We start from the raw sequence: 21,884 nt of genomic DNA, 5'->3' as shown, positions 1-21,884 counted from the left end.
ATCTGCCCCACAAAACAAGACCACATTTCAAGGGGCACATCTCCACTCTCGGCGCAAGGATCAGATCATCGTGAGGACCATGCCCGGTTCGGCCAGGATAGTGCCGATGTCGGCGAGGAACCGCGAACCCTGCTCGCCGTCCACCAGCCGGTGATCAAAGGACAGGCTCAGCGTCATCACCTGACGCAGGGCGACTTCACCGTTGTACTCCCACGGCTGCCGGCGCACAGCTCCCATGGCCAGGATGGCAGCCTCGCCCGGATTGAGGATGGGCGTCCCCGCGTCAATACCGAACACTCCGATGTTCGTGATGGAAATGGTGCCCCCGCTCAGCGCCGCCGGAGTGGTTTTTCCGGCCCGCGCCGTATCTGTCAACTCGGTCAGTGCGGCGGAAAGCTGCATCAGGTTCATGGCCTGCGCATCCTTGATATTGGGCACCATGAGTCCACGCGGAGTCGCGGCGGCAATGCCCAAGTTCAGATAATTCATCGTAATGATCTCGCCATTGGCCTCATCCCAGCGTGAATTCACCGACGGCTGGCGCCCGGCGGCAATGCACAGCGCCTTCGCCACCAGTGTCAGCGGAGTGAGTTTGTAGCCCACGAACCCCCTGCTGCCCTTGAGCTTGGCGAGCAGGTCCATGGTGGGCGTGACGTCGACGGTGAGGAATTCGCTCACGTGCGGGGCGGTGAACGCGCTGGCCACCATGGCAGCCGCCGTATGTTTGCGGACGCCCTTGATCGGAGTGCGGATCTCGCGGGCGGTATCTGCCTGTACAGTATCTCGCCGTGCGGTGTCTTCCTGTACTGCCAACGGCGTGGATTCGAGGCCGTCGGACACCGCAGCGAGCACATCCTCGCGGACAATCAGCCCGTTCGGTCCCGTCCCAGTGATCGCTGCCAATGAAACGCCCAAATCTTTGGCCAGTTTCCTGACCGGAGGGGTTGAGCGGGGCCGCTCAATTTCGCGCTGAGCCGGGACATCTGCCTGACCTACCGCGGCGGCAACCGCAGCAGCGGGAAGACGACGGCGGCGGCGGGCCGGGTGGCCGTTCGTTTCCAGTTCGGCGCCGTACCCGACGAGGGTGGGGACGCGCTTGGCGTCAGCAGTCTCCACGCGCCGGTCCGTCCCGTGGCCGAGCATCGAAGAAGTGCCTCTCCCAGCTTGGTTGGCACCCGGAAAACCATCGTTCCCCGTCTGGTCGGCGAGCGAAGAACTGCCGGCGCCAACGGCGGCACCGTCACTGCCGCCGTCGTCGGCCCCGGGCAGTTCAAAGGAAACGATCGGTGACCCGACCTCCACCACGGTGCCGGGCTGCTCATGCAGCTTCGCGATCACGCCGGCATAGGGCGAGGGCAGCTCCACCACGGCCTTAGCGGTCTCGACCTCGGCGATCACCTGGTTCAGCGTGACCGTGTCCCCCACCGCGACCTTCCACGCCACGATTTCGGATTCGGTCAGGCCTTCGCCCAGATCCGGGAGTCTGAATTCCTTAATCATCCTCACCCTTCCAGCCCGCTTAGGGAGTTTGGACGGCCCAGTGCACGGTCCACGCCGTCCAGTATCCGGTCCAGATCGGGCAGATGATATTTTTCGAGTTTGGACGGTGGGTACGGCACATCGAAGCCCGTCACCCGGACCGGCGCCGTTTCCAGATAGGAAAAACAGCGTTCCGTGAGACTGGCTGCCAACTCCGCGCCAAGCCCGCCGGACTGCGCCGCCTCGTGCGTGATGACCAGCCGTCCGGTCCTGCGCACGGAGGCCTCCAACGGGGCAAAATCTATCGGTGCCAGCGAGCGCAGGTCAATGACCTCCACGGAAATCCCCTCATCCGCGGCGGCCACGGCGGCATCACGGGCGGTCTGCACCAGTGGCCCGTAGGCAACGAGCGTGACGTCCGTCCCGGCGACGACCACCCGCGCGCTTTCCATCGGCAGCGCGTCCCGGAGTTCCTGGGTCTCATCCACCTCGCCCTTGGTGTGGTAACGGCGCTTGGGTTCAAAGTAAAGCACCGGGTCATCGCTGGCAACGGCCTGCCGGATCATGGTGTACGCGTCCTGCGGGTTGGACACGCTGATCACGCGCAGCCCCGATGTGTGGGTGAAGTAGGCCTCCGGCGATTCGGAATGATGCTCCGGAGAGCCGATGCCGCCGCCAAACGGAACGCGGATGGTGATGGGCATTTTGACCTTGCCCTGCGTGCGGTAGTGCAGCTTGGCCACCTGGGCGACGATCTGGTCAAAGGCGGGGTAGATGAAGCCGTCAAACTGAATTTCACACACCGGCCGGTAGCCCCGGTAGGCCAGCCCGACGGCGGTGCCCAGAATGGCGGCCTCGGCAAGCGGGGTGTCCAGAACGCGCTGCGGGCCGAAGTCCTTCTGCAGTCCGTCGGTGATGCGGAAAACACCGCCGAGCTTGCCGATGTCCTCGCCCATCAGCAGGACCTTTGGATCATCCTCCATCGCCTTGCGCAGGCCCGCGTTAATGGCCCGGCTAAATGTCATGCTCGACATCAGTTGCCTCCTTCGGCACCGGCAAGCGTTGCCAGATAGCGGGAATAATGGTCACGCTGGCGGTCCAGCCAGGAATTGTGCGTGCTGTACACATTGTCAAAAACGTCCAGCGGAGCCGGTTCCGGCAGCCCGATGCAGCCCGCACGCATTTCTTTGGCGACGGCGTCGGCCTTGGCGGCCACGGCGTCCTGCAGCTTCGGGGTAAGCAGACCGTCCTTGGCCAGCAGTGCTTCGACCCGGGAGATCGGGTCCTTGGCGGCCCAGTCCTCCAGCTCATTGGCGTCCCGATAGCGGGTCGGATCATCCGCCGTCGTGTGCGGCCCCATCCGGTAGGTGACCGCTTCGATGAAGGTGGGTCCGCCGCCGGTCCGGGCACGGTCCAGGGCAATCCGGGTCGCGGCCAGCACGGCGAGCACGTCGTTCCCATCCACGCGCAGGGCCGGGATGCCGAAGCCGGGGGCCCGGTCCGCGATCGGAATGTGCGACTGCAGGCCAACGGGTTCGGAAATGGCCCAGTGGTTGTTCTGGCAGAAGAAGATCACCGGCACCTGGAAGCTGGCGGCAAAAACGAGCGCCTCATTGACGTCACCCTGGCTCACTGCCCCGTCGCCGAAGTAGGTGATGGCGGCAGAATCGGCGCCGTCGTTCTGGATCCCCAGGGCATAGCCGGTGGCGTGCAGCGTCTGCGCGCCGATGATGATCTGCGGCGTGGCCATATTGATGCTGAACGGATCCCAGCCCGAGGAGACATTGCCGCGCCAGACGCGGAGCAGGTCCGTCAGGTCCACGCCCCGGCAATAGGCCACGCCGTTTTCCCGATAGCTGGAAAAGACGAAATCGTCGGTCCGCAGGGCACGTGCGGAGCCAATCTGCGATGCTTCCTGGCCCAGCAGCGGCGGCCAGAGCGCCAGCTCCCCCTGCCGCTGAAGATGCGTGGCTTCGGTATCGATCCGGCGGATGACCACCATGTCCTCGTAGAGGGCGCACAGCCGTTCGTCATCAATATCCTGCAGCCAACGGTCAAATTCCGGGTGGCCGACGCGCGTTCCGTCCGGCGTAATGAGCTGGATCATCTCCGGCTGCTGAAAGCCCCGGGTAGGGGCTGTCTCGTCCTTCACCATAGTTCCACGCAACCTTTACACATTGTCTCGGCCGGCCTCGAATTTTTGGTCCATGGTCCGTCCCAGCCCCGGTTTGTGACCGTTCGACTGTCCACGGGCTCCCTTGCCCGTATGTCTTGTGACCCTACTCACAGGAGCAGGGTGGCACAACCGGGAGGAGCAAAATTGAGCAGAATGCACTATTTTGCAACCTTTCACCGTGCTAACGTTGCGCACTATGCAACCCTTGGACGGCACCGACACGCGGCTCCTGATGGCGCTGGCCGAAGATCCCCGCCGCACCGTGGTGGCACTGGCGCAAACGCTTGGGCTGTCCCGCAATACGGTGCAGGCCAGGATGGCGGCGCTGGAAACCAGGAACGTCTTTCTGTCCTTCGAACGGCGGATCAACCCGGCCGCGCTCGGCTACCCGCTGCTGGCCTTCATCTCGATCCATGTCCAGCAGCAGAAGCTCGGCGCCATCACCCAGGCATTGGCCCAGATCCCCGAGGTCCTCGAGGCCTTCGGGCTCACCGGTGCGGCCGATCTCCTGGTCCGTGTGGTCTGCACCGATGCCGAGGACCTCTTCCGGATCAACGGCAAGATCCAGGCCTCCGACGGCGTCGAACGCACGGACACTTCGCTGGCCATGGGCGAGCTGATCCCGTTCCGGCTCGACCCCCTGCTACAGCGCGGACCCCGGACCGGCGGGTAACTTTCCGCCCGGCAGGGTCCGCCCGGAGATTTCTTCGGCATCCGCCCATCCTTTACCTTCCGTGCCGCGAACTAAGGCTGCACGTTCCGCCCGGAACTGTGGACACCCCGGGAACCGCACTGCGGCGCCCCCGCGCTACGGAAGGCTTTTATCATGCGCACTTCACCCAACAGGCTGATTGCAACGATCTTCGGTGCCGTCTACCTTCTGGTCGGCATCCTCGGATTCTTCGTCACCGCCGGCATCGGCTTTTTCGCCACCGAGGGCAGCAATGTCATTGTCTTCGCGGTCAATCCGCTGCACAACATCATCCACCTGGCCATCGGGGCTGCCCTGCTGATCGCCGGACTCAAGTCGGTCCCGGCAGCCAAATCCGTCAATACCACCGTCGGCGCCGTGTATCTGCTGGTCGGCATCTTGGGTCTGTTCCTGCTCGGCAGCTCGCTGAACATCATTGCACTCAACGGGGCGGACAATGTGCTGCACCTGGCCAGCGCCGTCCTGCTGCTGGGCGTCGGTCTCTCCCAGGACAAAACGGTTTCACGGCGTTCCGTCGGCGCCGGTCGCACGGCGTAACCGATGTCCACCGTCACCGGCGGTCGGGTACGTTTCCGGGCGGGCCGGACCCGCAACGGGTCCGTGCCCGCCACCGCGGCCCTGCTTCCGGAAACCGTGCGCCTCTTCACGGGATTCGCCGCCTTCGGGGCCGCGGCGTTGACGTTCGGACTCAGTTCCAACCTGCTTGCGGCCGCACTGGGAGGCAACCCAACGGGCGCTCCTGGCACGACAGGGCCGGTCACTACGGTGGCCGTTCCGGCTGAGCTTGCCGGCGCCGTGATCGTGGCGGCCTGGGGCGTATGCCTGCTCCTGTGGGCCATCCGGTCCCTGCGCCGCGGGGTGGCGGCATGGCCCGTCCTGACCACCAGAATCCTCCCCATCGCGGTGGCGGTCCAGCTGCTGGGCATCATTTACGGCCTATGGCAGCTGCCCATGGCCAACCGCAGCTTTGACCTCAGTGCCGCGTGCGCCTTCATCCTGGAACTGGCCATGCTCGGCTGCCTCGGTTGGCTGCACCGCACCGGTAAATCCGCGCAGGATACCGATCGTGGGTCAACAGTCGCGGGATCAACAGGCGCGGGGTCAATGGTTGCTGAATCCTCAGTTAAGGGGACGACGGCGGCGGTTCCGGCGGCTGCCCCGCCTGCGGGTCGGCTGCTGGCCGCCATGTTTGCCGCCTCGATGCTGGTCGCTGCGGTTGCCACGCCAGGGCTCGCCGCCACGACGGCTGGACTGCACGCGGTCCCGCACGGCGGCCACGGCGGCACGGCGCCCACGCTCCACGACCCGGCCGCACACCACCACTGAAACGCACCGCACTGAACGGCGCCTGCACCGACCAGTGCACCGCACCGACAAGCACCGCACCGAGAGGCGCACCACGAAGTCCGGAACCGACGAGCACCTACCCGACGAGCACCGGCACCGACGAGAACCTACCCGACGAAGACTTGCACGAACGAAAGCCGGCCCGAACAAAAGACGGCACGAAAAAGGGCCGGCACCAGCCGAGACAGAGCAGCACACCGCACCATCGGCGCGGGGCCCTGCTCTGTCTCTCTGTATTTCACTCGGTTCGTCAACCGGGGTTCGTCAACCGGGTATCGCTGACCTTATTATCACTGCTCACGTCATGAGCAGCGCCCACTCCATGGGTAGCGCTCACCTCACGATCAGCGCTCACCCATGGTCAGTGCGAGGTCGCCTTTTCGGCCCCAACGCCGGTCAGCGAACGGACCTCCATTTCCGCCTGCATGGCGGGTCTTCCTGCTTCTTGTCCAGCACCGTACCGAGCCAGCCCAGCAGGAAGGCGACCGGGATCGAGACGAGTCCGGGGTTGGCGAGCGGAAACCAGTCAAAGTCGGCACCGGGGATCATGGCCTTGGCGTTGCCGGAAACCACGGGCGAGAAGGCTATCAGGATGATTGCCACAGCCAGGCCGCCGTACATGCTCCACAGCGCGCCCCGGGTGGTGAAGCGCTTCCAGAACAACGAGTACAGGATCGTCGGCAGATTGGCGCTTGCAGCGACTGCGAAGGCCAGCGCCACGAGGAATGCCACATTCTGGCCGTTGGCCAGAATACCGCCGCCGATGGTGACAATACCGATTACCACGACGGTGCGGCGCGGCACCTTGACCTCCGTCTGCGGATTGACCTTACCCTTGGCAATGACGTTCGCGTAGATTTCGCGTAGATGTAGATATTGTGCGCAGACGCTGCCGCCGCCGTGATGGTCAGGCCGGCAACCACAGCCAGGATGCTGGCGAAGGCCACCGCGGAGATGAAGCCCAGCAGCACCGGGGCGCCGATCACGAAGGCCACCAGAGGTGCGGGGGCGCAATATTGTTCAGCTCATCACTGGCCAGCACCGGATTCGCGCAGGAACTCCTGGCCCAACCGGCGGCCTGGACGGTGCCGACGGCCTTTGTGGTGATGGTCTTGGTCTCGCTCCGGACCAGGAACCGGCGCCCCGGAGCGCTCACGCGGATCATGACCAGGCTGCACGCCGCGGAAAGGCCGCTGGCCACTAATCGATGGATGCCATCAGTTCGACAACGCGGTCCAGGAACGCATCCACTTGGCTTTCCTCATAACCCTCGGCACCCACGGCCGGGGCGAATACCGCGCGCCGGACGATGTCGACGCTCATCGGCTTATTCTCTTCGAAGTAGGCCAACAGCTCGCGGCAAAGCCCGTCGACTTCCTCAACACAGTAGCTTCGCACCCTGCGTTTGGGCCGGCGGAACCGTTCCCCGTCGCCGCGGTGCAGCCGGGCGCGGAGCACGGACGAGATCCTGCCGATCTGCAGCAGCCAGGCTTCCTCACCCTGGCCGCTCACCAGCTGATCCCGCTCGCGCTGGGCGAAGACATCCTCCAGCCGGTCCAGTGCTGCATCGACGGCCAGGGCCTGGTAGCCCCCTTTGGCGGGATCAAAGGAAACGGTCCGAACGTCGTGGCTGGTCACAGTCTTCTGCCCGCTGTCCTCAGCGGTGTAGAAGGCGTGGGCGCGGGTAAGAAAATGGTCCACCTGCTTAATGCTGTAACCGAATTCGTTGCGGCCTACGCGCGCAAAAGGAGTGTTTGTCCGCTGTTGTTTGTCCACGGTCACAGTCGTTCCTTGCTGGAGCTGGTCGGCGTCTTCGCCGGCGGCTTCCGGTCGGGCCGCTGGCGCGGCTTGCTGGACAATATTCTATCCGGGAACAACCCGGCGGACGGCCAGGACACAGTCTCCGTAGCCTAAGGCGCCGAACCCGCGACGCTGCGCTATCCTGCTGCGCTACGCGGCGAACCGGCCAAGCACGGTGAAGATGATAAATGCCACCGGCGCCCCGAAGAGGATCGAATCCAGCCGGTCCATCACTCCGCCGTGCCCGGGCAGTATGCTGCTCATGTCCTTGACGCCCAGCTCGCGCTTGACCATGGATTCAGCCAGGTCACCGGCCGTCGCGGCTGCCACCATTGTGACGGCGAGAACCAGCCCGACCCACCAGGGCCCGTTCAGCAGGAAGATCGTGGCCGGCACGGCTATCAGGATGGCACCGGCAACAGAACCGGCAAAACCCTCCCAGGATTTTTTCGGGCTGATCTTCGGCGCCATCGGATGTTTGCCGAATAACACGCCGACCAGGTAACCGAAGGTATCGTTGGCAACCACCAGCATGAGCATGAGGGCAACCTGTACCGCCCCCCGTCCGGGTTCCAACAGATCCCAGGTGACCCCCGTCGTCGCCACTCCTTCGCCGCGCAGCAGCAAAAAGACGAAACTGATGAAGAATGGGATCCACATCAGTGCGAAGACGCCGGCAAAAATACTTTGAACCGCTCCTGCGGCCGGATCCAGACAGCGCCAGACGAGCACTGCGGCGGTGCTGGCCACCAAGGCAAAAAGCAGGCCCTCCGCGCCGGAAATATAGGCCGACGCCGGCATGGCAGCAGTTCCGATCAGCACCGGCACCATGGGAACAGCGATCCCGCGCTGGAGCAGTGCCCGGCTGAACTCCCAGATGCCGAAGCCGGCAAAGGCCGTCACGATGACGACAAACGCGAGGGGGTAGATCAGTATGCCGCCGAGCACGACGACGAGCATGGTCAGACCGACGCCGATGGCCGCCGGCAGATCCCTCCCGGCCGACGGTGTGCGCCCGGCGGACTTACCGGCCACCTCAGGAACGGGTATGACGATTGCGGTGGAGTCCGCCGAATCCGCAACAGGAGACGGAGCTGGTGGCCCGGTCCCGGCCAACGTCTTCGGCACTCGCCGCGCCGACGCTTCCGGCGGCAGCGGCCGGATCTGCTGGGGAGCAGTCGGAACGGGGGGCACAGCGGCAGACTGCCTGCGGGACGACTGCTGACCCCGCGGCCGGCCGCCGTCGCGCAGTGAGCGGCGGGAGGGATGATTCGGCGCGGGGCCGGCAGCCCCTGGGCCGGGAGATCCGGCCGGGCCGGAGCCAGCCGCCGGGGGCGGTAAATCGCTCATTAGACCTCGAGGAGTTCCGCTTCTTTTCGCTTGAGCAGTTCGTCGATATTGTCCGTGTGCGCCTTCGTCAGGCCGTCCAGCTCTTTTTCAGCCCGTGAGCCCTCGTCCTCGCCCGCGTCGCCATCCTTGACGATCCGGTCCAGCCCTTCCTTCGCCTTACGGCGGATGTTGCGGATCGACACCTTCGCGTCCTCGCCCTTGCCCCGAACGATTTTGACATACTCCCGGCGTCGTTCCTGCGTCAGCTCCGGCATGACAATGCGGATAACATTGCCGTCATTGGACGGGTTCGCTCCGACCTCGGAATTGCTCAGCGCACGCTCGATATCGTTTAGGGAGGTCTTGTCGAAGGGAGTGATCAGCAACGTCCGGGCCTCCGGCACTGCAAACGACGCCAGCTGCTGCAGCGGCGTCGGTGAGCCGTAATACTCCACCATGACCTTGGCAAATAGACCGGGATTCGCGCGGCCGGTGCGGATCGAGGCGAAATCCTCTTTCGCCACCTCAACGGCCTTATCCATCTTTTCTTCGGCCTCTAGCAAGGTTTCTTCGATCACGATCTCTCCCTCGGAAATTGGTGCCCCTATTACGCGTAGGACGCGACCGCTGATTTCCCGGCCCCGCTGCCCCACCCGCTGATATCCTGACTTCATCCTAGCGTGGAGGCACACCGGTCGGGTGCCAGACGCTAGGCCCTGGTCAGGGTGTGACTAATGTTCCCAGCTCTTCGCCCAGAATGGCGCGGGCAACGTTGCCTTCACCCTCCATGCCGAAGACGAGCATGGTCACGTTGTTGTCCTTGCACAGGCTGAGCGCCGTCTGGTCCATAACCCGGATATCACGCTGCATCGCCTCGTCGTAGGTGAGTTTATCCAGCTTGTGCGCCGTCGGGTCCTTCTTCGGATCCGCCGTGTAGACGCCGTCGACTCCGTTTTTCGCCATCAGCACCACATCGGCATGGACCTCCAGCGCCCGCTGGGCAGCGACGGTGTCCGTGGAAAAATACGGCAGGCCGGCACCGGCGCCAAAGATGACGACGCGGCCCTTCTCCAGGTGCCGGATGGCACGGCGCGGAATGTAAGCCTCGGCCACCTGACCCATGCTGATGGCGCTCTGCACTCGTGTCTCGACGCCGGCCTGCTCCAGGAAATCCTGCAGCGCCAGGCAGTTCATCACCGTTCCAAGCATGCCCATGTAGTCCGCGCGGGAACGGTCCATTCCGCTTTGCGCCAGTTCGGCACCGCGGAAAAAGTTTCCGCCGCCGACGACGATGGCCACCTCGACGGTGCCGTTGGTGCTGGCGATCTGCTCGGCAATGCCCCTGACGGTGTCTGGGTCCACGCCGAGCTTGCCGCCGCCGAAGACCTCGCCGGAGAGCTTGAGCAGCACCCGGCGGCGCGGCTGGCCGTGCTCCTCGCAGGGCTGCAGCGCCTCTGCCGGGACAGTAGCAATGCCATCCGTGCTGATTAGATTGTCGATGCTCATATCGCCTTCCGTTGGCGCGGTTGCCGTGTATCTGATGATAGTCGGTGGCATGCCAAGGGGGCGGCCACCGCAGTGACCGCCCCCTCAAGCATTACCGGTTCCCCGTTGTACCGCTGCGTTACGCACCAACACGGAAGCGTGCGAAGGCCGTGGCCTTGACGCCTGCTTCTTCGAGGACCTGTGCGACGCTCTTCTTGGCGTCCTTGGCAAATGCCTGATCGACCAGAACACTCTCCTTGAAGAAGCCCGTGAGGCGGCCTTCAACGATCTTGCTCATGGCCGCTTCGGGCTTGCCCTCAGCGCGGGCAGTCTCGTCCGCAATCCGGCGCTCGCTTTCGACCAGATCCGCCGGAACCTCGTCGCGGGTCAGATAGGTGGGCGAGTAGGCGGCGATGTGCACCGCGATGTCGTGAGCGGCCTCCTGGACGGAGTCCCCTTGACCATCAACAGCGAACAGCACGCCGACCTGGGCCGGGAGGTCCTTGGAGGTCTTGTGCAGGTATGCATCAACCGTCTTGCCCTCAACCCGGGCAACGCGGCGGACAGCGACCTTTTCGCCCAGCAGCGCGCCGGCCTCGATGACCAGCTCCGAGAGCGGCTTGCCGTCCACGTTGTGGGCCAGCAGGGCATCAATGTCTGAGGCACCGGAGTCAACGGCGGCGGCAAGTACCTTCTTGGAGAACTCAATGAACGGGCCGGCCTTGGCCACGAAGTCGGTTTCACAGTTAATTTCAACCATGACGCCAACGCCGCCGTCGACCGCAGCGGCCACAAGACCCTCAGCGGTGGAACGGCCTTCACGCTTGGTGGCACCCTTGAGACCCTTGATGCGGATGAGCTCCATCGCCTTCTCGGCGTCGCCGTTGGCTTCGTCGAGCGCCTTCTTGACGTCCATCATGCCAGCGCCAGTGCGCTCACGCAGAGCCTTGATATCAGCGGCGGTGTAATTCGCCATAGTGCACTCCTGTTTCTTGTCGGTCTTTTGCCAATTGTTGAGGGACCCGCACGGGGCGGGCACAGCACTGCCGGAATACCAGAAGGCATCCCGGCAGCACTTAGGAGTTACTTGTCTTCGGTCTTGTCTTCGGAGATGACGTCGGCGGCTTCAGCTGCCGGGGCCTCAGCTGCCGGTGCTTCCGCGGCCGGGGCCTCGGCTGCCTTTTCGGCCTCAGGTGCCGCCTCTGCAGCAACGGTCTCTTCAACAACTGCCGCCTTGGCTTCGCCTTCGGCGCCGACGAGCAGCTCGCGCTCCCACTCGGCCATCGGCTCTGCCGGCGCTTCGGTGTTGCCCGATGCCTTGTTGTTGCGCGCCATCAGGCCTTCAGCAATAGCGTCGGCCACCACGCGGGTCAGTAGATTGACAGAGCGGATAGCGTCGTCGTTACCCGGAATCGGGAAGTCGACCTCGTCCGGATCGCAGTTGGTGTCCAGGATGGCGACAACCGGGATGTTCAGCTTCTTGGCCTCGTCAATGGCGAGGTGTTCCTTCTTCGTGTCGACAATCCAGACGACGGAGGGGGCCTTCGTCAGGTTGCGGATACCGCCGAGGTTGGTCTGCAGCTTGGTCAGCTCGCGGCGCAGGAGCAGCAGCTCCTTCTTGGTGTGGCCGGAGGAAGCGACGTCGTCGAAGTCGATCTCTTCGAGTTCCTTCATGCGCTGGATACGCTTGGCGACGGTCTGGAAGTTGGTGAGCATACCGCCCAACCAGCGCTGGTTCACGTACGGCTGGCCAACCCTGGTGGCCTGATCGGCAATGGCTTCCTGCGCCTGCTTCTTGGTACCCACGAACAGAACGGTGCCGCCGTGTGCAACCGTGGCCTTCACAAACTCATAGGCACGGTCGATGTAGGACAGCGACTGCTGCAGATCGATGATGTAGATGCCGTTGCGCTCCGTGAAGATGAAACGCTTCATCTTCGGGTTCCAACGACGGGTCTGATGTCCAAAGTGGACGCCGCTGTCAAGCAGCTGGCGCATGGTTACGACGGGCATGCCGGCGCTCCTTCTATATTTGACGGTTATTAGCCTCGTACCCCGGCAGACAATTCTGCTGGGGCTTGCTCCTGGCGCCCAGAACACCTCATAACCGAGATTCGTTTTCACTCATCCTCGGACCGAAAGAGGCGTAATCCGCTTGTTCCATGCATCAGAGACCAATATCAGTCACTGACGGGACCTAGCGGTTTGGGCACGCGTAGTCAGTCTGCACACAGCAAACTGCTCCTTTTATCGTACTACAGCCGGGACGCTCTCCCGGGCCGCGCCCGGAACACTACTCCTGCACAGGGCGAGATTCGAGCATCTCGGTCCCCTTCCGACCGCTGGGGCTAGTTCGGCACCCATTCCGGCGACAGGCTGGACGCATGAAACAACGACGACGGCGACCTGCCGGACCGCGTCTGCTGGTGCTGGGCACCCTTTCGCTGCAACTAACCTTCCTCCTGTCTGTGAGCGGCTGCGCCGCTGCCCCCGCCAGCCCGCACAGCACCGTGGGCCTGAACAGCCCGATGGGACTCTCGGTGTCCGCGGAGTCCTCCGTATCCCAAGAAACCGCAACAGTGCCGCTCGCTGCTGTCCCGGCGGACCTCGCTGAGGGTCCGTCCGAGAAGTTTCGTTTTCCTTCCAACAAAGGATTCCAGCCTCCGGTCCCCACAGCATTCCAATTTCATCCCCCTACCGGAGCGTTTCAGTCCGCCACCCGCACCGGAGCACTTCATCACCCCGCCACCGGGGCATTTCAGCCCCCCGCCTTGGCCGGGGCATTTCGGTCTGCCAACGCCGCCGGGACAGGGAAACTTCCGATCTCCTACGCCGCCGGGACAGGGACACTTCCGATCCCCACCGCCGCCGGGACAGGGGCACTTGAGCTCCCCGCCCGCACCGGATCGCGCAGAACTGCCGCCGTAAAAGCTGGCTGGAAGTGGCCGCTGACGCCGCGCCCGGCGGTCATCCGCTCCTTTGACCCGCCGGCACAGCCGTGGCTGTCCGGGCACCGCGGGGTTGATCTTGCGGCGCCTCCGGGTTCCATCGTCGTTGCCCCGGCCGGCGGCATCGTTACCTTCGCCGGCTGGGTAGTCGACCGCCCCGTCCTGACGATCACCCACCCGGACGGACTCCGGAGCAGCTTTGAACCGGTGGAGTCCGGGCTAAGCGCCGGCACTGCCGTCGCGGCGGACGAGGCTATCGGCACGGTCGCGGCCAGTCGGCACTGCGCACCCGCGGACTGTCTGCACTGGGGTGTGCGCCGCGGCGCCGACTATATTGACCCGCTGCAGTTCGTCACCGACCGGAGGCCATCAATCCTGCTTCCGCTTGATGCATCGTAGGGTGCCGTTCTGGCGCCTCAGACGATCGCGGAGATTCCCGTGATGGCCCGGCCGGTCACCAGGGTATTGACTTCGTGGGTGCCCTCGTAGGAGTAAATCGCCTCGGCGTCGGCAAAGATCTTTGCCATTTCATAGTCCGTGACGATGCCATTGCCGCCCAGAATGCTGCGGCCCAAAGCGACGCTCTCGCGCATCCGCGCCGTCGTGAAGGCCTTGGCCAGCGTCGACTGCTCGTCCTTGGCCACGCCCTCGTCCTCAAGCTGCGCCAGCCGGACCATCATGCCCATCGAGCTGACCGCGTTGCCCAGGATCTGTACCAGCTGATCCTGTACCAGCTGGAAGGACGCTAGCGGGCGGCCAAACTGCTGACGCTCCACCGCGTACCGGCGAGCCACATCGAAGGCAGCAAGCTGCTGCCCCACGGCCTGCCAGGCCACGCCAAGACGCGTCACCTTCAGCACCTTGTTGGTATCGCGGAAGCTGTTGGCCCCGGCCAGTTTGAACTCATCTGGAACCACCACATTGGTCAGCGTGATATCCGCGTTCTGCACGGTGCGCAGCGAAATCTTGTTTTCAATCTTCGTCGCGGCATAGCCCTCGGTCCTGGTGTCCAGCAGGAAGCCCTTCACCTGGTTATCGGCCACGTCCCGGGCGAAGATCAACACCCAGTCGGAGAAAGTGGCATTGCCGATCCACCGCTTGGCGCCATTCAGAATCCAGTTGTCACCGTCACGCTGGGCGGTCGTCCGGGTTCCGCCGGCAACATCCGAACCCCCCAGCGGCTCGGTCAGCCCGAAGGCACCGATCTTCTTCAGAGAGTAGATATCCGGCAGCCAAGCAGCCTTCTGCTCCTCGGACGCCAGCTCCTCAACGGAACCAGTAAACAGACCATCATGGACACCCATGAACGTGGCGATGGAGGCATCCGCCCGCGTGAACTCTGCATGCACCATCCCGGCAAAAACGTTGGAATATCCCTGGCGACGGACCGGGCTGACCACGTCCAGCTCCGCCAGCTTCGGGATAATCTCCATCGGGAAATCGGCGCGGTTCCAGCAATCGACAGCAATCGGCCGGACCTCCTTGGTCAGAAAATCCCGGACCTCCTGTAGCCGCGCACGTTCCGCATCGCTTAGGAGGTGTTCAAAAGAATAGAAATCGCCATCGGCGTAAGGGAGATTATTGAGGTCAATGGCCTTGGACATCGGCGTTCCTTCGCTCGTGATCCTGCTGATCTGAGAGGTTGCCCGAAACAGGATCCGGATTAGTTACTCATGAGTAACATACCGCAGTTATCCTCCGGCGGCAAAGACTTCCAACGGGGCTGCAGCGGACGACGAAAGATCTGAGGCCCACCCTCTGTCCCCTGGCCAGCTACGCCGGGACTTTTGGCCAGCCGCGCGGCGATTCACAGCCGCGGATTTATCTCCACGGTTCCTCCGAAAGTTCACATTCTGACCGTGAGCCGCTGCACAGTATGCTGTGGAAAGTATTTGCCGGATGGCAGTAAGCGTTATTTGCGCTGGATGGCAGTTACAGGGGTCCCGCTGGTCCTTGACGCACCTATCATTATTGGGGAATCTAATGAAGAGTCTTTTTGACCTGAGCTTCGACAGGTACATCGCACCGACGGTCGCAAAAATCGTCTACATTCTTGCGATGGTCGGAATTGGCCTAAGCTATATGATCTTCGTCATCGCGGCGTTCAACCAGAATGGACTTTTAGGGGTATTCGTCCTGCTGATTCTCGGACCGATAGTCGGATTGTTGTACCTCGTCTTCGTCCGCATCGGGTTGGAATCCCTGTTGGCCAGCATCAAAACGGCGCAGAACACCGCCGTGCTGGTGCGGCTCGCTGGCGGAAATCTGCCACCGGAGGAAGGCGTCTATCCGCCGCCCTATGGCCAGGGTCCGGCCCAGCCCTACCCGGCCCTACCCGGGCCATCCCGCCACCCCGCCGACGCGCTAAAGGCCGGCCCGGCAACGACTGAACAGATGAAGGTCCGGCCCCCGCAGGGACCGCACCTTCATCTTGCCGGACCTTCAATCTTGTCTGTAGGGCTACTCGGACTTGAACCGAGGACCTTAGGATTATGAGTCCCGCGCTCTAACCAGCTGAGCTATAGCCCCATGCGCACGCACCGAAACGGCCGTCCTAGCCATCCTAATAGGTCTGAAGCCAGCTTCCGCGCATTTACCCGTCGGGCCGTCAGTGAAGCAGGAATTGCCGATCGGCTGCAGCGTCTTGTGGTTTCGGACCGAGCTCCCGGCCACAGATCCCAGAATTCAAACCCCGGATTCCAGAATCCAGCCCTAGACGCCAGACCCTAGGTGCGTGGGTCAGTAGTCCGTCCTAGTTTTAAAACGCCGGCGAATTATTTAAAACGCCGGCGGATTAGCCGGGCTGCCGGATGTGGGGCTGGGAGAATTGGGGTATGGATGCCGGTTCCCAGGATGGTTTGTTCGCCGAGTCGCTCGTGGGGCCCCTCGTGCCTCCGGCCGTTGATGAGCCGATGGATGCCAACGGCGGGGCCAGGAAGCGGTTCCGGGGGTTTGAACCCGAGGCGGTGATGCTGGTCCCGCCGTCACTGGATGAGTGGCTGCCGCAAAACCATCTGGCCCGGTTCATTGCCGAAATGGTGGACACGGAGCTGGACCTGGCCCGCTTCTACAAGTCCTATGCGAAGGCCAAGGGCCAGCCGCCGTATGATCCGCGCCTGATGCTGCGCATCGTCCTGTACGGATATTGTGTCGGGGTCCGCTCCTCGCGGGAGTTGGAGCGGGCATGTACGGATGTGGTCGCGTTCCGGTGGCTGGCCGCGCAGCAGGCCCCTGATTTCCGCTCGATCGCCCGTTTCCGCGAACGCCACCTCGCGGCCCTGGCGAACGTGTTCCTCCAGGCCCTGGAACTGTGCCGGGCCGCGGGTATGGTCTCCCTGGGCAGGGTGGCCCTGGACGGGACGAAGGTGCGGGCCAACGCGTCCCGGCACAAGGCCATGAGCTATGCCCGGTTGAGCGCGAAGCAGAAGGTCCTGGCCGATGAGATCAGCGACCTGATGGAAGAGGCGAAGACCGTCGACGCGGCCGAGGACGCCCGCTTCGGGCCGGGCACTCGCGGGGACGAACTCCCCGCGGAGCTGGCGAACAGGCGGGCCCGGGCCGCGGCGATGGCCACGGCCCGTGCCTCACTGGAGGAAGAAGCCGCTGCCAAGGCCCGCCAGCTCGCGGAAGAGAAGGCCCGGTCCCGCGGCGATGATGACGAGGACATCACCGCTGCCGGCGACACTGCCGCTGCGAAGGCCGAGCCGAAGCCCACGGCGCAACGGAACTTCACGGACCCGGACGCGCGGATCATGAAAACCGCGGATGGTTCATACCATTACTGCTACAACGGCCAGGCCGTCGTGGATGCTGACCACCAGGTAATTGTTGCCACCAGATTGAACAACGTGGCCGTGGATGTGCAGCAGCTGGCCCCCATGATCGAACACACGGCTGTCTCTGTAGGTGCAATGCCCACGACGTGGAGTGCCGACGCCGGGTATTGCTCGGCAGCCAACCTCGAGCACGTCAAAGACGTTGAAACGGCTCATTCAACCGAGTTCTTCATCTCCACCCGACGCATGAAACACGGTACGCCGATTCCCGAGTCGCCCCGGGGCAGGATCCCGGCCAACGCGAGCCTGGCAGAACGGATGGGACGGAAACTCAAAACCAAGAAGGGCAAGAAAATTTATGCCCGGCGCAAAGCGATCGTTGAACCGGTCTTCGGCCAGATCAAGACCCGGCAGGGCAAAAACGTGCTCCTGCGCGGCATGGAGAAGGCAGCGCGTGAGTGGGAGTTGCTGGCAGGGTGCCACAACCTAATGAAGCTCTTCAGCCACCGCACCCGGGCGGCCTCCCTGGCGCGGATGTAGAACGGGGGCCGGCAACGGGGCAGCCCCGGGACGCCAACGGCGGCTCTTCACACCTCGCTGAACGATCCCTCGGGGCGGGGGCGCCTCCTTCAAAGGAAATTATTACCGGCATCAGGATTCATCGGCTGCCACGCCGCCGAACATCAAACGGCTAAAACCACTACCGACCCATGCACCTAGACGCCAGACCCCAAACCCCAAACCCCAAACGCCAGACCCCAGACCCCAGACCCCAGACCCCAGACCCCAGACCCTAGACCGCATAGTCCTCGTACCGGCCGCCGCGGTACAGGTCTTCGAAGGTGTCCAGCGTCTTGGCCAGGCCATGCTTTTCCACCATCTCGTGGCTGGCCTCACCCATGGCCGCGCGGTCTTCTGCGGGAAGCTGCAGAATGGTGGCGATTTTCTGCGCCAGGTCGCTGCTGTCCCCAGGTGTGAACAGGTATCCGTTGCTGCCCTCCCGCACCAGGTGCGGCAGTGCCATGGCATTGGCCAAAACCACGGGGGTGGAGGCGCTCATGGCCTCCAGTGTGACCAGTGACTGCAGCTCTGCGGTGCCCGGCATGCAAAAGAGATCCGCTTGAATGTACGCCTTGCGCAGGTCCGCATCGCTGGCGAGACCGAAAAACTTGACGCGGTCCTTCAGCCCCAGGCGTTGCGCCTGAGCCTTGAGCGCGGCTTTGACCTCCCCACCGCCGACAATTTCCACGTGGACGTTGAGTTCTGCCGGCGTCTTGGCAACCGCGTCAAGCAGGACGTCAACGTGCTTTTCTTCCGCCAAACGCCCGGCAAAGAGCACCGTGGGATGTTGGTGCCGTTCAATGTCCTCGCCGGGCTGGAGCTCATAGACTGCCGAATCGATTCCGTTGGAGAGCGGGAGCACCCGTGGCAGGAACGCGTGCCGGTGCATGGCCTTAGCGGCCAGCGGCGTGGGAGTAGTGATCACGTCCGCCCGGCCCATGACCTTGCCCATGTCCTTCCATGACACGCGCCCGATAATGTTCTTGAGCCACTGCGGAAACGGCAGGAAAGGATTCAGGTTTTCCGGCATGAAATGATTCGTCGCGATGATCCGGATACCGCGGCGCTGGGCCTCGTACACAACCTGCTCGCCGATCATATAGTGGCTCTGGACGTGCACCACGTCCGGTTCGATCCGGTCAAAAAGCAGGCTGATGTCCTTCTTGATTTCCCAGGGCAGGCAGACGCGGAAATACTCATGCGTCGGCACCGAATGGGCACGGAGCCGGTGCACCGAAGCCTCCCCGCGGAACTCGGTGAAGCTTTTCCCCTTGTCCGCGCGGCACGCGAGGACGTGGACGTCGTGGCTGCGCGCGGTCATCCCCTTGGCCAGACGGTAGGTGAACATTGCCGCGCCGTTGACCTGGGGAGCGTAGGTGTCTGCAGCGATCAGGACGGTCAGGCGCTTCGGCTGAACTTCGGGTTCCGTGCGGGCCTCCGGTGCGTGCTGGGCCGCGGCCCGGTGGTGCGGTTCGGTGCTCTGTACGGATGTCACTGAAATTACTCCTGGTGGCTTCTCACGCGCCCGGTTCCCACCGGGTCCGCGCGCGCCGGGATTCCCGGCCGACGTGTTTTGACGCTGACGACTGGACTCCCCCACACCGGGCTACCGCTTCGCGGTTTTTTTCGAGCCCTTTTTATGGTCCTTTCGGGATGCGTCTCTCTGTTTGACCACATCGGGATGGTGTCGGGACAGCGCTACAACTCCCACGATAGCAAGCAATGCGGCTCCGGCCATGCCAATGGCAATCACTGCGGGCACGTCGGGGCGGAGCTCGCCCAGAATGGTGATGCCAATCGCGATACCCACAATGGGGTCGATCACCGTCAGTCCGGCAATCACCAGATCAGGCGGTCCGCTGGCATAGGCGCTTTGCACGAACCAGGAGCCCAGCCCGCCGGCGGCGGCAATGGCAATAATGGAATACCACTGCACGTTCAGCAGAAAAAGACCGTTCGGATCGAAGAGCTGCTTTGAAATGATCCTGGTCAGCACCGCGACGAAACCGAACAGGGCCCCCGCCCCGAGGATGTAGAAAAATGCCTTCAGCCGGTGCTTGAAGAGCACCATGCAGGTGCCCAGAAGCCCGACGACGACGGCCAGCAGCAGGACGACCGTCAGCTCCTCCGCCACCGTGACATGCGTGTTTTCGCGCACCACATTGACGGCGAGCAGCACGAACAGTGCACTTCCCGTGACGCATAACGAGATCGTTACGACGGTGGCACGGTTGAGCCTGATGTTCTGATCCTTGGCATTGACGATCGTTGTGATGACAAGGGCAATCGCCCCGATCGGCTGAATCACGGTCAGGGTTCCCAGGGTCAGAGCCACCACGTTAAGAGCCATGCCGGCGGTCAACAGCAGCAGTCCCAGCACCCAGCGCGGATTGCGCAGCAGTCGAAGAAATCCGTTCCCGCCCAGAGCCAGACCGCCGGTGTTGGCCTGAACTGCACTGCCCTGGCGCTGGGCGCCGAAGGCCAGAAAAAACGCGCCGGCTACGGCGCAGGTCACAGCGAGCCACATCACGGGGCACCGTCTCCGGCCCGGGGGCCAGGGGACAGTGGTTCGTTCGGCAGCGAACCATCGGGTATCCGTCCCGCGCTGCGGAGCTGGCGGTGTTTGCGCAAAATAGCCCAAAAGTAGCTGTTGGCCGCGATCAGGTGACCCACTATTCCTATCGTCAGGAAGATCCAGGCGAGAATCTGGAGCGCATTCGGCTCCGAGCCCACCGCCTTCGCCAGCAGGAGCAGCGGAGTGCCCAGCAGAAGCGCGGCGATCCGGACTTTTCCCAGGATGCTGACCGGCAGATCCGGATGCCAGCGGAAGAACACGATGCACATGGTCAGCAGGACGGCGTCCGGAACCACCAGTGCGGCCAGCAGCCACCAAGGGGCGAGGCCGGCGATCACCAGGGTGATTGCCACGGCGGTCAGCGCCAGCCGGTCGGCGATGGGATCAAGCACTCTCCCCAGCCGGGACATCTGATCAAAACGGCGTGCCACATAGCCATCCACCCAATCGGTGCCGCCCATGATGGCCAGCACCAACACGCCGAAGCCGTACTGCTGTTCGGCGAGGACGAGCCACATGAAAAGTGGCACACCGAGAAAACGCAGCACCGTGAGCACATTGGGGACGGTGAGGATCACCTCATGATCCGTCAGGGTTTCACCGCGCCGGGTTCCCGCTCCGATCAGTCTCACGCCGTCACCCTCCTCCGTCTCACGCTCATTCCGCTGCCGTTATCCTCTTACGTGGCGAGTGCTTCGCATCCGGCAGCGGACCGTCATTACTTCCGGATCAATTTTCGCAGGAATATCAGCAGGATCGTTACGGACACCAAGAAGACGCCGACCGGAACCCAGCGGTCCCTGGCCGTCTGGGCGGCTGCCGACCCGGACAGATCGGCGAGCCCGCGGCGCGCATCCCTGGCGGCGTCGTCGGCCGTAATCTTGGCTTTGTGAATCAACGTCCGGGCGTCCTTCCGGACATCCGCATGGGCCATGATCGTTGCCCGCAGCCCGAGCAGATGCTCGCGCCGCGCCGCCGTCCGCTGGCTAAGCTCGTGTTCGGTCGGGGCGGGGCCGTTCAAGGCTGCCTTTGCTTCCTTCTCCGCCTTGGCGCGCTTGGACTTCGCAGTCTTCTCGGCCTTCTTGGCCTTGGCCTCGGCCTTGGTCAGCGGCTTTGCCACCAAGGTGGAAGTATTGAACTTAGCGCCTTCTTTGACAACTCCGACGTCGTAGCGGAGACCGGTGATGGCCTGCTCCGGCTTCAGAGGCAACGCCTTCTTGAGCCTGAGCGCGCCGATCAGACCGGCGATCAGGAGGACTATCAAGAAGAACGCGCCGACCAGCAAGGCAGCCAGCCAAGCCGGCATGATCGTGGCCAGCCCCATAATGGCCGCCACAACAAGCGCCACCACCAGAAGCGCCAGGAAGATCAGGGCCACGGCGAAGAATGCGGAAGCGATGCCCAGAGCTATGCCTTTGCGTTTGAGCTCCGCCTTCGCCAGGGAAATCTCATCGTTCAGCTGCTTGGGCACCAGCCGGGACGCCATCTTGAGCGCGCCCATCAAGGTGGACCCGCTGCCCGCGGAGTGGACCTCCAGGGGGCCGGCCTTAGCGTGTCGAGCACTACTCATCGGAACCGCCTCCATCATTGGAACCTGCGAACGCATACGGACCGCACGCGCGCGATGCGCCGAGCTCCCCGGCACTCTTACGTCTCAAAATTACCATCGAGCTGGGCCTCGCCGAGCCGCTGCCGG

Annotated in this window: 22 protein-coding genes, 1 tRNA gene and 1 pseudogene; 7 read left to right on the top strand and 17 right to left on the bottom strand. The window is 63.6% G+C overall.

Annotation, left to right across the window (positions count from 1 at the left end; translation table 11 throughout):
* Positions 1-60: 60 nt before the first annotated feature.
* The 3 genes from ACLLJI_RS04985 to pdhA are packed head-to-tail and all read right to left on the bottom strand — an operon-like array spanning position 61 to position 3,634.
* Complete coding sequence (locus ACLLJI_RS04985) at positions 61-1,500, bottom strand: dihydrolipoamide acetyltransferase family protein (RefSeq protein WP_434618620.1); 1,440 nt, start codon at positions 1,498-1,500, stop codon at positions 61-63.
* 2 nt (positions 1,501-1,502) lie between these two features.
* The gene (locus ACLLJI_RS04980; protein WP_434618617.1) at positions 1,503-2,513 is read right to left on the bottom strand and encodes an alpha-ketoacid dehydrogenase subunit beta; all 1,011 of its coding nucleotides are present in this window, start codon (positions 2,511-2,513) and stop codon (positions 1,503-1,505) included.
* The gene (gene pdhA, locus ACLLJI_RS04975) at positions 2,513-3,634 is read right to left on the bottom strand and encodes a pyruvate dehydrogenase (acetyl-transferring) E1 component subunit alpha (RefSeq protein ID WP_434618614.1); all 1,122 of its coding nucleotides are present in this window, start codon (positions 3,632-3,634) and stop codon (positions 2,513-2,515) included. Before pdhA ends, ACLLJI_RS04980 begins: the two co-directional genes overlap by 1 nt.
* 217 nt (positions 3,635-3,851) lie before the next feature.
* On the opposite strand from pdhA, the gene ACLLJI_RS04970 reads away from it, so the two are divergent.
* The 3 genes from ACLLJI_RS04970 to ACLLJI_RS04960 all read left to right on the top strand — a co-directional run bounded on the left by ACLLJI_RS04970 (position 3,852) and on the right by ACLLJI_RS04960 (position 5,693).
* Positions 3,852-4,328 carry an Lrp/AsnC family transcriptional regulator gene (locus ACLLJI_RS04970; RefSeq protein ID WP_283561870.1) on the top strand — a complete coding sequence of 159 codons (477 nt, stop codon included), beginning with the start codon at positions 3,852-3,854 and terminating at the stop codon, positions 4,326-4,328.
* Between the two features lie 153 nt (positions 4,329-4,481).
* A complete protein-coding gene (locus ACLLJI_RS04965; RefSeq protein ID WP_434618609.1) occupies positions 4,482-4,904 on the top strand; it encodes a DUF4383 domain-containing protein in 423 nt (140 codons plus the stop codon).
* Between the two features lie 3 nt (positions 4,905-4,907).
* Positions 4,908-5,693 carry a hypothetical protein gene (locus ACLLJI_RS04960; protein ID WP_434618606.1) on the top strand — a complete coding sequence of 262 codons (786 nt, stop codon included), beginning with the start codon at positions 4,908-4,910 and terminating at the stop codon, positions 5,691-5,693.
* Positions 5,694-6,075: 382 nt separating this feature from the next.
* Here ACLLJI_RS04960 and ACLLJI_RS04955 read toward each other — a convergent pair.
* From ACLLJI_RS04955 to ACLLJI_RS04945, 3 genes and pseudogenes are all read right to left on the bottom strand, one after another.
* Positions 6,076-6,718: pseudogene (locus ACLLJI_RS04955) on the bottom strand (solute symporter family protein); the annotation flags it as partial.
* Complete coding sequence (locus tag ACLLJI_RS04950) at positions 6,697-6,915, bottom strand: hypothetical protein (protein ID WP_283561873.1); 219 nt, start codon at positions 6,913-6,915, stop codon at positions 6,697-6,699. The gene ACLLJI_RS04950 and the pseudogene ACLLJI_RS04955, both read right to left, overlap by 22 nt.
* Entirely contained in the window at positions 6,915-7,496 is a 582-nt protein-coding gene (locus tag ACLLJI_RS04945; protein ID WP_434618602.1) for a DivIVA domain-containing protein, read from the bottom strand. Before ACLLJI_RS04945 ends, ACLLJI_RS04950 begins: the two co-directional genes overlap by 1 nt.
* Positions 7,497-7,505: 9 nt before the next feature.
* Here ACLLJI_RS04945 and ACLLJI_RS04940 point away from each other — a divergent pair, with 9 nt between their 5' ends.
* A complete protein-coding gene (locus ACLLJI_RS04940; RefSeq protein ID WP_434618599.1) occupies positions 7,506-7,628 on the top strand; it encodes a hypothetical protein in 123 nt (40 codons plus the stop codon).
* A 36-nt stretch (positions 7,629-7,664) separates the two neighbouring features.
* Here the strand turns inward: ACLLJI_RS04940 and ACLLJI_RS04935 are convergent, their stop codons facing one another.
* The 5 genes from ACLLJI_RS04935 to rpsB all read right to left on the bottom strand — a co-directional run bounded on the left by ACLLJI_RS04935 (position 7,665) and on the right by rpsB (position 12,341).
* Positions 7,665-8,570: a phosphatidate cytidylyltransferase gene (locus tag ACLLJI_RS04935; RefSeq protein ID WP_434621236.1), complete on the bottom strand. Its 906-nt coding sequence runs from the start codon at positions 8,568-8,570 to the stop codon at positions 7,665-7,667.
* Between the two features lie 293 nt (positions 8,571-8,863).
* On the bottom strand, positions 8,864-9,421 hold the full coding sequence (gene frr / locus ACLLJI_RS04930; protein WP_283561875.1) for a ribosome recycling factor: 558 nt from the start codon (positions 9,419-9,421) through the stop codon (positions 8,864-8,866).
* Positions 9,422-9,563: 142 nt separating this feature from the next.
* Positions 9,564-10,349 (bottom strand): UMP kinase, encoded by a 786-nt coding sequence (pyrH, locus tag ACLLJI_RS04925; RefSeq protein ID WP_283561876.1) that lies wholly within the window; start codon positions 10,347-10,349, stop codon positions 9,564-9,566.
* A gap of 118 nt (positions 10,350-10,467) precedes the next feature.
* On the bottom strand, positions 10,468-11,304 hold the full coding sequence (gene tsf / locus ACLLJI_RS04920) for a translation elongation factor Ts (RefSeq protein ID WP_434618595.1): 837 nt from the start codon (positions 11,302-11,304) through the stop codon (positions 10,468-10,470).
* 107 nt (positions 11,305-11,411) lie between these two features.
* The gene (rpsB, locus tag ACLLJI_RS04915; protein ID WP_434618592.1) at positions 11,412-12,341 is read right to left on the bottom strand and encodes a 30S ribosomal protein S2; all 930 of its coding nucleotides are present in this window, start codon (positions 12,339-12,341) and stop codon (positions 11,412-11,414) included.
* A 371-nt stretch (positions 12,342-12,712) separates the two neighbouring features.
* Between rpsB and ACLLJI_RS04910 the strand changes: the two genes are divergently transcribed.
* Positions 12,713-13,675, top strand: coding sequence for a M23 family metallopeptidase (locus ACLLJI_RS04910; protein WP_434618589.1), 963 nt, complete (start codon positions 12,713-12,715; stop codon positions 13,673-13,675).
* A gap of 17 nt (positions 13,676-13,692) precedes the next feature.
* On the opposite strand, the gene ACLLJI_RS04905 is transcribed toward ACLLJI_RS04910, so the two are convergent.
* The gene (locus ACLLJI_RS04905) at positions 13,693-14,880 is read right to left on the bottom strand and encodes an acyl-CoA dehydrogenase family protein (protein WP_434618586.1); all 1,188 of its coding nucleotides are present in this window, start codon (positions 14,878-14,880) and stop codon (positions 13,693-13,695) included.
* A gap of 295 nt (positions 14,881-15,175) precedes the next feature.
* On the opposite strand from ACLLJI_RS04905, the gene ACLLJI_RS04900 reads away from it, so the two are divergent.
* Positions 15,176-15,772 carry a DUF4282 domain-containing protein gene (locus tag ACLLJI_RS04900; protein WP_434621233.1) on the top strand — a complete coding sequence of 199 codons (597 nt, stop codon included), beginning with the start codon at positions 15,176-15,178 and terminating at the stop codon, positions 15,770-15,772.
* Here ACLLJI_RS04900 and ACLLJI_RS04895 read toward each other — a convergent pair.
* Positions 15,732-15,805, bottom strand: a tRNA-Ile gene (locus ACLLJI_RS04895). The two genes, ACLLJI_RS04900 and ACLLJI_RS04895, sit on opposite strands and share 41 nt — an antisense overlap.
* A gap of 383 nt (positions 15,806-16,188) precedes the next feature.
* On the opposite strand from ACLLJI_RS04895, the gene ACLLJI_RS04890 reads away from it, so the two are divergent.
* Entirely contained in the window at positions 16,189-17,592 is a 1,404-nt protein-coding gene (locus ACLLJI_RS04890) for an IS1182 family transposase (RefSeq protein WP_434621093.1), read from the top strand.
* Positions 17,593-17,845: 253 nt separating this feature from the next.
* Here the strand turns inward: ACLLJI_RS04890 and ACLLJI_RS04885 are convergent, their stop codons facing one another.
* The 4 genes from ACLLJI_RS04885 to ACLLJI_RS04870 all read right to left on the bottom strand — a co-directional run bounded on the left by ACLLJI_RS04885 (position 17,846) and on the right by ACLLJI_RS04870 (position 21,758).
* The gene (locus tag ACLLJI_RS04885; RefSeq protein ID WP_434621230.1) at positions 17,846-19,015 is read right to left on the bottom strand and encodes a glycosyltransferase; all 1,170 of its coding nucleotides are present in this window, start codon (positions 19,013-19,015) and stop codon (positions 17,846-17,848) included.
* A 204-nt stretch (positions 19,016-19,219) separates the two neighbouring features.
* Positions 19,220-20,143 carry a DMT family transporter gene (locus tag ACLLJI_RS04880; RefSeq protein WP_283561882.1) on the bottom strand — a complete coding sequence of 308 codons (924 nt, stop codon included), beginning with the start codon at positions 20,141-20,143 and terminating at the stop codon, positions 19,220-19,222.
* On the bottom strand, positions 20,140-20,820 hold the full coding sequence (locus ACLLJI_RS04875; RefSeq protein ID WP_283561883.1) for a CDP-alcohol phosphatidyltransferase family protein: 681 nt from the start codon (positions 20,818-20,820) through the stop codon (positions 20,140-20,142). The genes ACLLJI_RS04880 and ACLLJI_RS04875 overlap by 4 nt, the downstream gene beginning before the upstream one ends.
* 86 nt (positions 20,821-20,906) lie before the next feature.
* Positions 20,907-21,758, bottom strand: a complete 852-nt coding sequence (locus tag ACLLJI_RS04870) for a phage holin family protein (protein ID WP_434618581.1) — start codon at positions 21,756-21,758, stop codon at positions 20,907-20,909.
* Positions 21,759-21,884 lie beyond the last annotated feature (126 nt).

It is taken from the genome of Arthrobacter sp. A5 (genome assembly GCF_051131705.1).
Lineage (GTDB): Bacteria > Actinomycetota > Actinomycetes > Actinomycetales > Micrococcaceae > Arthrobacter_M.
The sequence above is the reverse complement of the archived record's forward strand: the minus strand, read 5'-3'. Positions and strand labels throughout refer to the sequence as shown.